Annotated in this window: 15 protein-coding genes; 14 read left to right on the top strand and 1 reads right to left on the bottom strand. The window is 37.6% G+C overall.

From position 1 onward, the window contains the following. Positions 1-165 precede the first annotated feature (165 nt). Positions 166-576 carry a DUF4119 family protein gene (locus CJF29_RS13080; protein ID WP_074556993.1) on the bottom strand — a complete coding sequence of 137 codons (411 nt, stop codon included), beginning with the start codon at positions 574-576 and terminating at the stop codon, positions 166-168. A 131-nt stretch (positions 577-707) separates the two neighbouring features. Between CJF29_RS13080 and CJF29_RS13075 the strand changes: the two genes are divergently transcribed. The 14 genes from CJF29_RS13075 to CJF29_RS13010 all read left to right on the top strand — a co-directional run bounded on the left by CJF29_RS13075 (position 708) and on the right by CJF29_RS13010 (position 14787). Continuing rightward, the gene (locus tag CJF29_RS13075; RefSeq protein WP_099145889.1) at positions 708-1661 is read left to right on the top strand and encodes a tyrosine-type DNA invertase cluster 3b; all 954 of its coding nucleotides are present in this window, start codon (positions 708-710) and stop codon (positions 1659-1661) included. A 354-nt stretch (positions 1662-2015) separates the two neighbouring features. Next, a complete protein-coding gene (locus tag CJF29_RS13070) occupies positions 2016-2591 on the top strand; it encodes a UpxY family transcription antiterminator (RefSeq protein ID WP_099145888.1) in 576 nt (191 codons plus the stop codon). An 80-nt stretch (positions 2592-2671) separates the two neighbouring features. Further along, complete coding sequence (locus CJF29_RS13065) at positions 2672-4207, top strand: oligosaccharide flippase family protein (protein ID WP_099145887.1); 1536 nt, start codon at positions 2672-2674, stop codon at positions 4205-4207. A 46-nt stretch (positions 4208-4253) separates the two neighbouring features. Continuing rightward, positions 4254-5402 carry a Coenzyme F420 hydrogenase/dehydrogenase, beta subunit C-terminal domain gene (locus CJF29_RS13060; RefSeq protein WP_099145935.1) on the top strand — a complete coding sequence of 383 codons (1149 nt, stop codon included), beginning with the start codon at positions 4254-4256 and terminating at the stop codon, positions 5400-5402. A gap of 1 nt (position 5403) precedes the next feature. Then, positions 5404-6483: a polysaccharide pyruvyl transferase family protein gene (locus tag CJF29_RS13055; RefSeq protein WP_099145886.1), complete on the top strand. Its 1080-nt coding sequence runs from the start codon at positions 5404-5406 to the stop codon at positions 6481-6483. Further along, entirely contained in the window at positions 6480-7682 is a 1203-nt protein-coding gene (locus CJF29_RS13050) for a hypothetical protein (RefSeq protein ID WP_255299308.1), read from the top strand. The genes CJF29_RS13055 and CJF29_RS13050 overlap by 4 nt, the downstream gene beginning before the upstream one ends. Further along, positions 7657-8874, top strand: coding sequence for a glycosyltransferase family 4 protein (locus tag CJF29_RS13045; RefSeq protein ID WP_099145885.1), 1218 nt, complete (start codon positions 7657-7659; stop codon positions 8872-8874). Before CJF29_RS13050 ends, CJF29_RS13045 begins: the two co-directional genes overlap by 26 nt. A 3-nt stretch (positions 8875-8877) precedes the next feature. After that, the gene (locus CJF29_RS13040; protein ID WP_099145884.1) at positions 8878-10020 is read left to right on the top strand and encodes a glycosyltransferase; all 1143 of its coding nucleotides are present in this window, start codon (positions 8878-8880) and stop codon (positions 10018-10020) included. A 102-nt stretch (positions 10021-10122) separates the two neighbouring features. Further along, positions 10123-10497, top strand: a complete 375-nt coding sequence (locus CJF29_RS13035) for a hypothetical protein (RefSeq protein WP_413544481.1) — start codon at positions 10123-10125, stop codon at positions 10495-10497. Continuing rightward, the gene (gene tnpB / locus CJF29_RS13030; RefSeq protein ID WP_099147683.1) at positions 10491-10826 is read left to right on the top strand and encodes an IS66 family insertion sequence element accessory protein TnpB; all 336 of its coding nucleotides are present in this window, start codon (positions 10491-10493) and stop codon (positions 10824-10826) included. The genes CJF29_RS13035 and tnpB overlap by 7 nt, the downstream gene beginning before the upstream one ends. A 68-nt stretch (positions 10827-10894) precedes the next feature. Next, complete coding sequence (gene tnpC, locus CJF29_RS13025) at positions 10895-12682, top strand: IS66 family transposase (protein WP_413544482.1); 1788 nt, start codon at positions 10895-10897, stop codon at positions 12680-12682. A 151-nt stretch (positions 12683-12833) separates the two neighbouring features. Further along, complete coding sequence (locus CJF29_RS13020) at positions 12834-13892, top strand: dehydrogenase (protein ID WP_004303436.1); 1059 nt, start codon at positions 12834-12836, stop codon at positions 13890-13892. Positions 13893-13895: 3 nt separating this feature from the next. Next, on the top strand, positions 13896-14540 hold the full coding sequence (locus CJF29_RS13015) for an SIS domain-containing protein (RefSeq protein ID WP_099147625.1): 645 nt from the start codon (positions 13896-13898) through the stop codon (positions 14538-14540). 46 nt (positions 14541-14586) lie between these two features. Then, a complete protein-coding gene (locus CJF29_RS13010) occupies positions 14587-14787 on the top strand; it encodes a hypothetical protein (protein WP_141561039.1) in 201 nt (66 codons plus the stop codon). Positions 14788-14805: the final 18 nt, after the last annotated feature.

The following is a 14805-nucleotide window of genomic DNA, read 5'->3' as shown; positions in this document are numbered from 1 at the left end:
TAGTGACGGTATGTTGTTGTCATAGCGTCACTATCCTTTCATTATAGTGACGCTATAACGATAGCATACCGTCACTATTTTTTTAAGAGAAAATCTGTAAGTTTTCGACCGGTTGAAAACGGCGGCGAAGGTAAGCCTTATATTCCAACTGTCCCATTATTTTTTTTAGTACTTGCTTTTGATCTTTTCAGCTTGTTCTCTTTTTTCCTTTTTTTCTTTCATGTACTCTTCTTCAACAGGTTTTCTCAATGCCCCCAATTCAGCATGTATACTGCTAAGTTCCATTAACTTATAGCCATCGTGTTTGTGGATGTATAATACTTTTTGGTCATAGATATATTGGGCTAGATTTATCAGCTTTCTTTTCTTGGGATGGCGGAAATGTCCATCAATAAAGATTTTTAAATACATGGTGAAATAAAGACGGATATCTCCATCGATTGCTATTCTGTTATCCAGTTCTTCTTCACTGATGATTTCTTCCCTTGAATGCCTCCTGGGGGCTTTTTTCATTGTTTGGACATTTCTTTTTACCTTGTCGTTTTTACTACCTTTTTTGGCATTTTTACTTTTCATAATCTACTAATTTTAACGTTGGTTAAATATGTGTTAATTCTAAAAATAATATCTGGAAAGTGAAATTGAACGTACAAAAAGATTTGTTCTTTTGTCGCTTGCCAAATAGTATATATATAAAATAACTAGTGATGCAAATGATGAATAAAAATGGATTTAGTCGATGTGGTGAGAACTACATCAATCGTTTACGAAAGGAGGGGCGCTATTCTACTGCGCACGTCTATAAGAATGCCCTTTATTCTTTCAGTAAGTTTTGCGGTACGTTGAATATGTCGTTCAGACAGGTCACCAAAGGACGTTTACGACGTTATAGTCAGTATCTTTATGAGTGTGGTTTGAAGCCCAATACGATTTCTACGTATATGCGTATGCTTCGTAGTATTTACAATCGGGGAGTGGAAGCGGGTAGTGCCCCTTATGTTCCCCGATTATTTCATGATGTTTATACAGGCGTGGATGTCCGGCAAAAGAAAGCTTTGCCTGCCGGTGAATTGCACAAACTTCTGTATGAGGATCCCAAATCGGAGCGTTTACGTCGCACACAAACTATTGCCGCCCTGATGTTCCAGTTTTGTGGAATGTCATTCGCCGATTTAGCGCATCTGGAAAAATCAGCTTTAGATCAGAGTGTATTACGCTATAATCGAATCAAGACGAAAACTCCCATGAGCGTGGAAGTACTTGATACTGCCAGGGGGATGATTAATCAACTCCGAAGTAATCAGGAACCCATTCCCGATTGTCCGAACTATCTGTTCGACATACTTTGCGGTAACAAGAAACGAAAGGATGAAAGGGCATACCGTGAATATCAGTCTGCTCTTCGGAGATTCAATAATCGTTTGAAGGATTTGGCGAGGGCTTTACGCTTGAATTCTCCCGTTTCTTCTTACACACTTCGTCATTCCTGGGCAACGACAGCCAAGTATCGTGGAGTGCCAATTGAAATGATTAGTGAATCATTGGGACATAAATCAATAAAAACCACACAAATCTATTTAAAAGGTTTTGAGCTAAGAGAACGTACAGAGGTAAATAAAGGGAATTTATCTTACATTAGAAACTATCGTTTAGGTAGATGATTAACGATAAAATGTTAGAAATCAAGGGCGAAATGTATCTGTTACTTCTTAGGTAACGGATAATTATTCGGTGCAAAGATATGCAAAAATACAAATAGTAAACAAGTAAAATCTTCTTTTTTTTCTGAATTGTTGAAATATGCAACAAAAATATATCAGGACATGATGATTCTGTTTGATCATGCCTGAAATTCCTGTACTCTGTTTCCAAAGATGTTTTCCCTTCACGTAGGTTAGAAAAACATCTTTGTAGGCAGTTCCTGTCCATGTTTTTCTGCTTTCATCTGTTTTTCTGTGAATGAGTACCTTATCCGTTACCTAAGAAGTAACGGAAAAATAAGGGGTAAAAAAAGTATGATTCTAACGAAAGAAACTTTAAGTGCTGGGCCTAGTATTGGGACAGGGGAAGGCGTAGCACACTCTAAACGCTGGTATGTCGCTCTGGTCCGTATGCATCATGAAAAGAAAGTAGCCGAGCGTTTAGATAAAATAGGGATTGAAAATTTTGTACCAGTCCAGCAAGAAGTACATCAATGGAGTGACCGCCGTAAAGTGGTTGAATCCGTGTTGCTTCCCATGATGGTTTTTGTACATGCTGATCCTAAAGAACGTAAAGAGGTTCTTTCCTTTTCTACCGTTAGTCGTTATATGGTAATGCGCGGTGAGAGCAGTCCGACTATCATTCCTGATGAACAAATGGCCCGTTTCCGTTTTATGCTCGACTATTCCGAAGAGGCAATCTGTATGAATAGTGCTCCTTTGGCACGTGGTGAGAAAGTACGTGTTATTAAAGGTCCTTTGACGGGGCTTGTAGGAGAGCTTGTTACAGTAGATGGTAGAAGTAAGATTGCTGTCCGGTTGAATATGCTGGGGTGTGCTTGTGCGGATATGCCGGTCGGGTATGTAGAGCCGATAGGTGAGAGGCAATAATCAAATTATTAATCAAAAGTATGACATAGGAGGTGCCGAATAACCTTTAAAGGTATTATAGGCATATAGTAAATATTTACATGTCTCAAGCGACAGACAACAATAAACGAATAGCGAAGAATACCTTACTTCTCTATATTCGTATGCTTTTTATGATGATCGTGAGTTTATATACTTCACGTGTCATACTAGATGCTCTAGGAGTTGAAGATTTTGGTATATATAATGTCGTAGGTGGCGTTGTAGCTATGTTTTCGGTAATATCGGGGTCATTATCTGCTTCTATCAGTAGATTTATTACCTTTGAATTGGGGAAAGGTGATCAAAGTAAGCTGAATAAGATATTTTCAGCATCGGTTACTATCCAAATATTGTTGTCTTTAATCGTAGTCATATTAATAGAGATTGTTGGTGTATGGTTTCTTAATTCTAAGATGATTATTCCAGCAGATAGAATACTGGCAGCTAATTGGGTACTCCAATTTTCTGTTGTCACTTTTGTCATAAATCTTATAAGTGTTCCATATAACGCATCTATAATAGCACATGAAAAAATGTCGGCCTTTGCTTATATCAGTATATTGGAAGCTATAGGCAAACTTATTATTGCATATTTGATCGTTATAGCTCCTATGGATAAATTGGTGTTTTATTCAATTTTGATGTGTTCTGTAGCAATAATTATTCGTTTTACTTATGGCTATTATTGTAAAAGGCATTTCAAAGAGTGTACTTATCATTTTTGTTGGGATAAAAAACTTCTAAAGAATATGTTTGGGTTTGCAGGATGGAATTTCATTGGAGCTGCTTCATCCGTGTTAAGAGATCAAGGTGGAAATGTTGTCATTAATTTGTTTTTCGGTCCGTCTGTAAATGCAGCTAAAGGTATTGCTATGCAAGTAAATTCAGCAATTTCAGGATTTGTTAGTAATTTTATGACAGCATTAAATCCGCAAATTACAAAATCTTATGCTTCTGGCAATCAAGACTATATGATGGCACTTATCTTTCAAGGAGCGAAGTTCTCATTTTATATGTTGTTGTTGCTCTCATTGCCGGTGATTATCAATACTCACTATATTCTTGGGCTATGGCTGAAATTGGTGCCGGAACATGCAGTTCTGTTTGTGCGGCTAACGTTGCTTTTTGCCATGAGTGAATCTATTTCAAATCCATTGATTACGGCCATGCTTGCCACGGGTAGAATTCGGAACTATCAGATTATGGTAGGTGGTCTGCAGATGCTGAATCTCCCTATATCATATATCTTTCTTCGTTTGGGGTGTGTACCGGAGTCTGTATTGTTTGTTGCAATATTTATATCTCAATGCTGTTTAGTTGCACGTCTTTATATGCTCAGAGGAATGATTGGATTGTCTTCTGTCAAGTATTTGAAACATGTGTATTTAAAAGTCCTGATGGTAATGTCAACATCAGCGATTGTACCGATATTATTATTAAAGAACATAAATGAAACCTTTTTATCCTTTTTAATTATATCTGTAGTGTCAATACTTACCACATCAATTTCGATATTCTATATAGGATGCAGTAAAGAAGAAAGAGTTTTTGTCTGGGCAAAGGTTAGTGCTTTATGTGAAAAAATCAGAAGATGATAGAACGAGTTTATTCAATAACTATAAGAAAAATCCGGTTGATACAATGATAAATATCAATAATCCGGCTGATTGTTGCGGATGTACCGCATGTGCCAGTATTTGCGCTCATGATGCTATCACGATGAAGCCAGATGCGCTTGGATTTCTCTATCCGGAGGTGGATCGAAGCAAGTGTGTTGATTGCGGTCTGTGTGAGAAGGTGTGTGCTTTTAATGACGATTACGATAAAAGCTTAAATATAGATAACCCTTTAGCTTATGCGGCAAGGCATAAAAATGAGGAAGAATTAAGATATAGTCGTTCTGGAGCTGTATTTGTTGCTATGTCTGATTATATTCTGGAACATGGTGGCGTTGTGTATGGTGCAGGATATGCTGACCATTTTAGAGTCGTCCATAAACGAGCAACTACAAAAGAAGAATGTAGCGAATTCAAGGGAAGTAAGTATGTACAGAGCGATATGAATACGGTGTTCCGCCAAGTGAAGCAAGATTTGAAGGCAGGTTTGGTTGTTTTATTCTCTGGTACTCCATGTCAAACAGCAGGTTTGAATAGTTATATAGGAAAAGCTCAAAGAAAAAATCTCATTCTTATAGACATTATTTGTCATGCAGTGCCCAGTCCTTCTATATGGAAAGATTATCTTGGCTATACAGAATCAAAATTCAAATCAAACGTTATCAAATTAGAATTTCGAGAAAAATCCATTGGGTGGAACCAACCACACATGGAAAGTTTTACTTTTACAGATAACTCTATTCATAAAGACTTTCTGTTAAGGTATCTTTTTTATTCAGGATTAATTTCCCGGCCCTCTTGTGAGCATTGTAAATATTGCAATCTTTCCAGACCTTCTGATTTGACTATCGGAGACTTTTGGGGATATGAAAAAGTCGTACCGAAAATGAATACAGACAATAAAGGAATCTCGCTCGTTATTTGTAACACGGATAAGGGGTGTAGTTTTTTTAGGGAATGTTCTTATATGCTGCATACAAAGCATGTAGACTTGATGAATTCATTGCAACCCAATCTGCAACATCCTTCGTCTGTAGATCCTCGTTGGCATCAATTTGCAAAGGATTATCAAAAAAGAGGATTTTTGTATGTTGCCAGGAAATATGGGAATGTAGGTTATCGTTATCAACTAAGAATGTTTATCGACAAAATTAAGCGGAAATTATCCATTTAATATGAAGATAGGAATATTGACATTTCATTGTGCTCACAATTATGGGGCCGTGTTGCAGGCATATGCTTTAGTAACGTATTTGCGGAAGAATAACTATGATGCGGAGATTATAGATTATAGACCCAAATCGTTAACCATGTCTCATGGTATTATGCCTTGGCGTAGAATTTCCCGACTTAATATAATACGAAAAGTTATCTTTGTTCTTAGAATATTACCGTTCTTAACGGAAAGAAAAGAACGTTCTGACAAATTTCAATCATTTATAGATAGCTTACCTCTTTCAACTCGGAAATATACGGAAACAGACAGTGAGGTTATAGGCTATGATATAATAATTTGTGGTAGTGACCAAGTTTGGAATCCTAGAATTACCAATGGCTTTGATAAATTCTTTTGTGGAAGTGTCAGTCATGAAGGTAAATTTATATCCTATGCAGCTAGTACTGAAGCCAAACGAATCATCTCCGATGACTATAAAAAATATAAAGAAGTGCTCTCCAATTTTGAGAATATTTCAGTTAGAGAGTCAGAACTTAAAAATATTTTGCAACCACTCATAAATAAAGAAATAACGAAAGTTGTAGACCCTGTCTTTTTATTATCAGCCAATGAATGGCAAAAGATAGCTGTTAAACCAACTTTTACAGATAAACCATACCTTCTTGTATATCAAGTAAAAAGAGACGATAGGGTACTGGATATGGCAAATAAATATGCTACATTACACCATATGAGTGTGGTTGAAGTAACAGCAGAGGCTGAATATAAAAAAATGAAGAATCGAATATTGACAGCATCTCCTTTTGAATTTGTGGGATTGTTTGCTAATGCCTCATGTGTCGTTACAACATCGTTTCACGGAACCGCATTTTCTATAATATTCAACAAGCCTTTCAAAACCGTATTGTTCAATTCGCCCGGAGATGGACGAGCTTTGGACGTAATGAATACTTTCGGCATAGAAAATTCGACAGTTGATGTAGATAGCGGGGATATTCAGGAAATGTCTCATAACATCCCTAATATAGATATTATAGTCCGGACTTCAGAAACATTTATAAAGCAGGCTATACAATGATGAATAATGCAATAGTCAAAAGATATCCATTGGCTAACTCCTTTCCGATATTATTAATAGCTTGTCTGATATTGGAACAAGGTTACGGTCTTCTTCCAACACCTAGATACTTATTTATCGTGTTGGTGGGTGTTTTCTTTTTTTATTATAAAAAAGGAACATCATACAGCAAGCCCATTTCCATCTTTGTAGTTAGTTGCTTTCTAAGTATCTTGTCGTGTATGTATTTTAGGAGTGAAAGTCCTGTCAATATTATGGGTGAATATAATATCTACTTTATGATTGTATTTTATTTTGTCTTGTGCAAATACAACGTAAGTATCGAAGTTCTTGAAAAGGTGTTGTTCTGGGCTTTTATCATATTCTGCCTTTGTTACTTATATCAAGTCTCAGTCTATCCTAAACTTGTATTTCTAGATAAAAATAATCAGTATAATGAAACAATAGATGTGTTGAACCGACGAATTCGAATGGTGGGAATGTCCATTAATTCATTGGGATATTTTTATACTTTGAATAAAATTTTGGAGAAGAAAATGAACTATATACTTCCCATGTTGCTTTCATTGATTTGTATGTTATTATTTGGATTTAGAACTTTACTGTTCTTTTCTGCTGTATTTTCTATAATAATGATTATAAGATTTAACGGCTTTTCAAAGAAACTTGTCTTATGGTGTGCATTGGGAGGATTAGGTGCTTATTTACTTTATCTTACTCCCATCTTTCAGACGGTTTTTGAAGGAATGATGGAGAGGCAAGAATCTGACCAGACTTTTGGCAATAAAGATTATATTAGATATGCAACTTTGTTCCATTATTATGGTCATCATTATAAGAGTACGGTAGAGATGTTTTTGGGTTCTGGATTATGTAACCGGGCATTAAGAACATCTTATTCTTTAGAAATTTTGAGAAATGAATCATACGGATTGCATTATTACGATTGGGGATTGTTGGGAATTAGTTGGATGACTGGAGTACTTAGTCTGATTGGAATGTTATGGTGGTCACTAAAAGCGGCATTTGCAAAACTTCCTAAGAAATATTTATATCTTTCTGTATGGTTCGGATACATTCTGACTTGTGGATTTACCTCTGCTGAATTTGTTCGCCAAGGATGTTTTTTGATACAAGCAATATGTCTATACCTCATTTATAAAATATCCTTGTATGAAAAGAATTGCTATAATGAATAATGGGACATTACCTATACCGTCAGTTTTGGGAGGTGCAGTAGAAACATTGGTTCAGCTTTTGATTGATACCAATGAAAAAGAAAAGCAAATGCAACTTGAGATTTTTTCTATTGACAATGCTAATGCAAGAGAAAAGGCAAAAAAGTATAGGTGTACCCATTTTCACTTTGTTAGTACTTCGAGTATTTTGAATCGAATAACAGATTTTCTAAAGCGTTGTTATAATTTTATAGCTTTACGGACAGGTCTGCCATTTATTGGATATTGTTATGCAAGTGCGTTGGTTCGTTTCATCAAGAATAGTAACAATATTGATGCTGTTCTTCTGGAAGGTTCCTCAATTAATGCTGATTATATAAAAAGGAAAACCGCATTGCCCGTTATACAACGCATACATAATATACCGCTCCATGGTTTGCGTCATTGGGATGATTTGAATGCAAAATCAACAGACCTTTATTTGGGGATTAGCAATTATATATGCAAAGTGTTGCAGAAAAATATTGAAGGAAAATATGGAGCTGCCATCAGGTTATTGTATAATTCAATAGATTTCGATCAGTTCAATGTAAGGACTACAATTGAAGAAAGAAATGTATTAAGAAAGTCGCTTAATATTCCTGTAAATTCCTTTCTTTTTGTTTTTTCGGGTAGATTGAGGGATTACAAAGGTATAAAAGAATTGCTGCTTGCTTTCTTGGAATCTAAAGATAAAATGCCTAATGCCTATTTGCTTATTGTCGGGAGCTTTGTGTTTTCTTCGACCTATGTGTCTCCATTCGAAAAAGAACTTGCGTCTATCATTTATCAATTGGGTGAGAGGGTTATATTTACAGGTTTTGTGAAGTATGAAGTCATCCATAAATACTATCAAATTGCAAATGTAGGTGTATTCCCTTCCACATGGGAGGAACCTTTTGCACTAACCTGCCTTGAGGCGATTGCAAGCTCATTGCCTGTTATTATAACGAGAAGTGGAGGTATGCCGGAAATTGTTGATGGGGAATGTGGTATTGTTGTCAAGAATGACGAAAATCTAGTCAATTCATTGGCCGTTGCAATGAAAAATATATATGGTATGGACAAAGTTAAATTGAAAAATATGGCTCTGCATTCTGTATTGCGGGCACAATTGTTTGACAATCAACTTCAATATAAACAATTTGTAGAATACATCCATTCTAAAATATAGTTTATGAAAAATATACTTATAACGTTCCCCAATGCTATAGATCCCACAACTGGTGGTTTAGAAAAAGTTTATCATAATCTTACCCCTTTTTTGCGTAACAATGGATATAATGTATATGCTGTATATAGAGTAAAATCTGATTATGATACACACTCTGTCTACACAGGCATCTTTTATTCTGATGATTATCGTTGTGGTGTAAAATATAACGAAATAATTGATCAAGTTATTCAAAATCAGGATATTCACATAGTGATATGCGCATTTCAATACTTTCGACTTGTGAGATACTTGTCAACCCTTTCTGATATAAAAGTTATACATCATATACATAATATACCATCGGCTTATCTGTTTGGCAGAATACATTATCTTTCAAGCAGATTACAGAATACTTTATTAGACAAGTTTTTGAGAAGAATAAGGTTTAATATCCGTCTTCACAAGGCTATGGGTAACATAGCTCATAATAATCAGAAAATAGTTATACTATCTGAATCTTTTAGAGATGATCTTAAAAGAATTTTTCAGTTTGATCAGAAGAATGTGGTGGCTATTCCAAATCCTTTTCCTTTAGATACATTTTACTCTCTAGATGATACACAGCGTGAAAAAGTGATATTATATGTTGGACGCATTTCAGAGCCCCAAAAAAGAATATCTTCACTGCTTAACATTTGGCAAAAACTACAAGATCGGCTTCCTGATTATCGTATGGACATTGTAGGAGGTGGTCCAGATAAAGAGTTTTTCGAGAATAAGGCAAAGGATATGAATCTTGAAAGAATTAATTTTTATGGTTTTAAAAATCCGGATGATTATTATAAGAAATCCATAATAAGTTGTATGACAAGTAATTATGAAGGGTTTGCAATGGTCCTTGTAGAAGCAATGCAGTATGGATGTGTACCTTTCGCATTTGATTCATTTGCTTCTGTACATGATATTATAGATGATGGCGAAAACGGGTTTATAATCAACTCGTTTGATGAAGATGAATATGCGAAACGAGTTGTGGAATTCATTAATTATCCTGAAGAAAAAAAGAATTTGATTAGAAAAGCTGCAATAGATAAAAGTTCTTTGTTTGATGTGGAAAAAGTGGGGCTTATGTGGTTGGATTTATTATCAAGTCTTGATTTCTGATAAATATAAAAGCAAATTAATCCGTTAGCGTCCAAAAATGCCGTATAGTATAACCGATATAAAATCCAGATCTTTGCTTTCGTTAAATCAAAATCCAAGTTTATGTATAGTTACAATGATTTTGAGCGTCTATTTTTGCGCTATAAATTGGAAGGTATCCCTGCTGGTGTTTCTATTGAGAAATTTTGTATGTCCAACCAAGTTCCTTATAACCTATTTTCCAAATGGTACAAGGATACCCGAAAGAAGATAATTCCTGTTCAGGTTTTGGGTTCTCCCTCAACGGAAGCAGAAGTGCCGGAAAGTCCTTCCTCAATCCGGGAAGTAAAGCCAGAATCGGATCCTCGGCTTTCTTGTCATACCGAACTTCGAATCCTGGTGGATATCCGCATGAGCAATGGTGTTCATCTCAGTCAGAAAAATTTAAGCTACGCAGGTTTGAAAAGCTTAGTGGAGAAACTGGAGGGCTTATGTTGAATATTACAGGACTAAATCGTTTTTTCTTAGTTCGTGATTTTCATGATATGCGCTGTAAATATGATAAGGTCTTATCCATCATCCATCAACAGTTGAACCGTGAGCCTGAGGATGGTGATGTCTTTATCGTGATGTCTAAAGATTTACGTCTGGTTCGTTTGTTCAGCTATGACCGACGGTCTTACAGTATGTTTGAGAAACGTTTCAGACCCGGCTACCAGTTTATGCATGTAACCTGTAATGGTGCTGAAAGTATTTATTCAATCAATTGGCAGGATGTCATCCTCTTGTTGGAATCCCCTGTTGTTAAACGTTTAATAATCAAATAATTATCAATTAAAAAGTAGTAAAAAATTCTTTTATTTCATTGTTTTTTTGTATCTTTGAAGCAACAAAGATGCTGAATATGAATGATTTGGAAAGAATGAAACAGCTTTCTTCCGCAAGGAAATTGAAGGAACGGGAGGAGACTCCTGCACCTTTTGAAGACCCATATTCAGATATGACCCCTGACGAAAAATCAAAAATGATAATAGCGCTGATGGCTGCCCGTGAGCGTGACGCTGAACGGATCCAACGGGACGAGGCTCGCATAGATGAACTGTTGTCCAAGGTTGATGAACTGTTGTCTTTGCAGAGATCGGCCATTGCAGCTGAAAAACAGCTGGACGATTATAAACAGATGAACATCAATCTGTTGTCTAAAATATCAGCTTTGGAAGAGCGGCTTAAAGTCCGTAATAAGAATCTTTATGATGGTAAGAGCCAAAAAGGAATCCATAAAAAGAAGCGTGAGGTGGAAGAAGACCATACACGTGACAAGGATGATTTCGACGGCACTCCCCAATCCCTCGATTCCTCCTTGCCGCAGCCGGGTGAGGCTCATGCACGGGAAGATAACGTGGAAGCCAAATCAAAAGAAGCCCGTCTTTATCGGCAAGGACTTTCTTACCGTACCATGAGTGCCGACAATAGGGTTTGTCATGAGAGTGATATCCGGCAACTGCCCGCCGGTGCAAAAATCATCAAACGTTTCCGTAAATATGCCTATGAGCAGATAAGCAGGCTTGTCGAACATGATTACGAGGTTATCCGCTATAAGACATCTGAGGGTAAAATCCATGAAGGCTATTTCCCTTTCAGTGGGCATCCTGCAATCATTGACGTTGTTCCTGGCACGCACGCTTCCGGTTCTTTTCTGGCTTATCTTGCTTTCAACAAATATGTTCTGGACACTCCGCTTTATCGTGAAATGTACAGATTATCCGGAGAGTCGATGCATTTGAGCCGTATGAGCCTGACCAATTGGTTGGAGAAAGGCTCTACCCATTTCTGCGGTTTGATTGCTTATCTTAAGAATAGTTGTTTGGAAAAGGATTCGATAGTGAACTGTGATGAAACCTGGTGTCGGGTAAAGCGTGAAGGATGCTATAAGAAGAAATACATCTGGTGTCTGGTCAATAAACTTTCCAAAGTAGTTGTCTATTGCTACGAAGATGGTTCCCGGGGACGTGATGCCTTGAAGCATATCTTGGGAGACAGTCAGGTGAAAGCTCTTCAGTCAGATGGCTACAATGTCTATATGTATTTGGATGATCACATGGTCGACATAGAGCATCTTTGTTGCATGGCCCATGCCCGTGCGAAGTTCAAGTATGCGTTTGAGCAGGGCAATGATAAGGATGCGGCATTCATCTTGGAGTTGATAGGTGAGCTTTACAGGCTGGAACGGGGGTATGAAGAAGGCAAATTGTCCCCCGAACAGATAAGGCTTTGCCGGAATAACTTAAAGACAAAAGAGATAATCATAAAGTTACGCAGCAAACTTGATGCTTTACTCAGTGAGCATCATCCACCCCGTGGGGAGTTGATGGAGAAGGCTCTCAACTATATGAATACTTTTTGGACTCAGTTGTTCGCCTACTTGAACGACGGCTCTTACTCAATCGACAATTCCATTGCCGAACGTTTTATTCGTCCATTGGCCGGTGAGCGTAAGAACTCGTTATTCTTCGGAAGTGACAAGATGGCCCGCGTCTCGGCGGTATATCATACCATCATCTCCACTTGCAGGATGCAGGGTGTGTCTGTGCTTGATTATTTCAAGAGATTTTTCAGTGAAATTGTTAAAGGACGTAGGGATTATGAACATTTGTTACCCTTGACAATCGGACTGGAGCAATAACAAATATTAAAAATCAGTATCTTTTTTGACGTTATTTATTGGAGAACCGCCGTGTGGCGGCTTTCCTTGGAGTACACGTCAAAATTGGACGCTAACTTTTCTCCATTATATATCATTTTTTGATTGAGAGTACTAAAAATTGATTGACTTTATGATAATACGTTCTAAAGCTCCTCTTCGCCTTGGTCTGGCTGGAGGAGGAAGTGATGTTTCACCTTATAGTGATATTTATGGAGGATTGATATTGAATGCCACCATCAATCTCTATGCTTATTGTACCATAGAAGAAACGAGGGATAATAGCATTGTTCTTAACAGTTATGACTCAAACTGTTTCAAGTGTTATCCTTCTACAAGAAGAATGGAGATAGATGGTGAAGCAAGCCTGATAAAAGGTGTGTATAATCGCATTATTAAGGATTACGGCCTCGATGCCAAATCATTCAAGATAACCACCTACAATGATGCTCCGGCCGGATCGGGGCTGGGTACCTCGTCTACTATGGTTGTTTGTATATTGAAATGTTTTGTAGAATGGCTGGGGTTACCTCTTGGAGACTACGAAATTTCCCGCCTAGCCTACGAGATAGAGCGTAAGGATTTGAATCTCTCTGGTGGCAAGCAAGATCAGTATGCGGCAGCTTTCGGAGGATTCAATTACATGGAATTTTTGCAAAATGATATGGTGATTGTCAATCCGCTTAAGATTAAGCGCTGGATTATTGATGAATTGGAAGCCAGTATGCTGTTGTTCTTTACCGGTAAGTCGCGTAGTAGTGCCGCTATTATCGAGGAGCAGAAAAAGAATACCTCTAGTGGAGAGAACGATGCCATCGAAGCTATGCACAAGATAAAACAGAGTGCCAAGGATATGAAACTGGCCATTTTGAAAGGAGACATAAACGGCTTCGCGGATATTCTCCGCGAAGGTTGGGAAAATAAAAAGAAGATGGCCAATAACATAACCAATCCTGTGATTCAAGAGGCTATGGACGTAGCTATGGCTGCAGGTGCCAAAGCAGGAAAAGTGTCGGGTGCAGGTGGTGGTGGATTCATTATGTTCATCGTAGAGCCAACGCATAAGAAAGAAGTAGAAGAAGCACTGAAGAAGCTTCATGGATTAGTTATGCCGTTCCAATTTAGCGATGGAGGTGCTCATGGTTGGAAAATATATCCTACGGATACTGTAGGTTCACTAAGCATTAAGTGATTTATGGAAGAGAAGTTAGTAAAACATGTAGATCTTTTGATAGAGAGGTATCCTGCTCTCGGTGTATGTAAACAAAATATTATCTCGGTTTATCAGATACTGGAAGAAGCCTATTCGGCAGGGCGCAAGTTGCTTGTTGCCGGCAATGGTGGTAGTGCCTCGGACAGTGAACACATTGTAGGCGAGTTGATGAAAGAATTCAAGATGAAGCGTAAAATTTATGCAGCCCAAATAGATCGCTTGATGAAGATTGATAAGGAAATGGGGACAGTGCTTGCCGATCATCTGCAAGGGTCGTTGCCTGCCATTTCACTCGTGGGTGAACCTTCACTTACCACTGCTTTCATGAACGATGCTGTGCCGGAGCTTGTCTTTGCGCAACAAATCAATGGTTTGGGGCGTGCTGGCGATGTATTCTTGGGTATATCTACTTCAGGTAACAGTAAGAATGTTCTCTATGCTGCTGTAGCTGCAAAATCAAAAGGATTGAAGGTTGTGGGACTTACGGGGGAAAAGGAAAATCGCTTGATGGAATTTACTGATGTGTGTATTCGAGTGCCCGAGACTGAAACTTACAAGATACAAGAATTGCATCTTCCGGTATATCATTGCCTGTGTTTGATGCTGGAGGAAAAGTTCTTTGGATAAGAAAAGAAATGAAAGTGTTTGTCTTGATAAACAAATAAATTCTACAATGAAAAAGTGTCTGTTGTTAGGTTATTTTGGTCATCGTAATTTGGGTGATGATTTGCTTTACGAGGAAGCTATGCTGAAACTTCCCGAAGAGTATGAAATCATGACTTTGGGTTGTGGTGAACATTTGAAAGAGATTGCTGTCCGTAAGATAACGAGACTACCTTCTTTAAAAAGTCTTATTTTCACCCCCCCCATTTAACGATATTTAACGGTGGCG

Origin of the sequence: Bacteroides celer (assembly GCF_002632415.2) — a bacterium.
GTDB lineage: Bacteria > Bacteroidota > Bacteroidia > Bacteroidales > Bacteroidaceae > Bacteroides.
The sequence above is the reverse complement of the archived record's forward strand: the minus strand, read 5'-3'. Positions and strand labels throughout refer to the sequence as shown.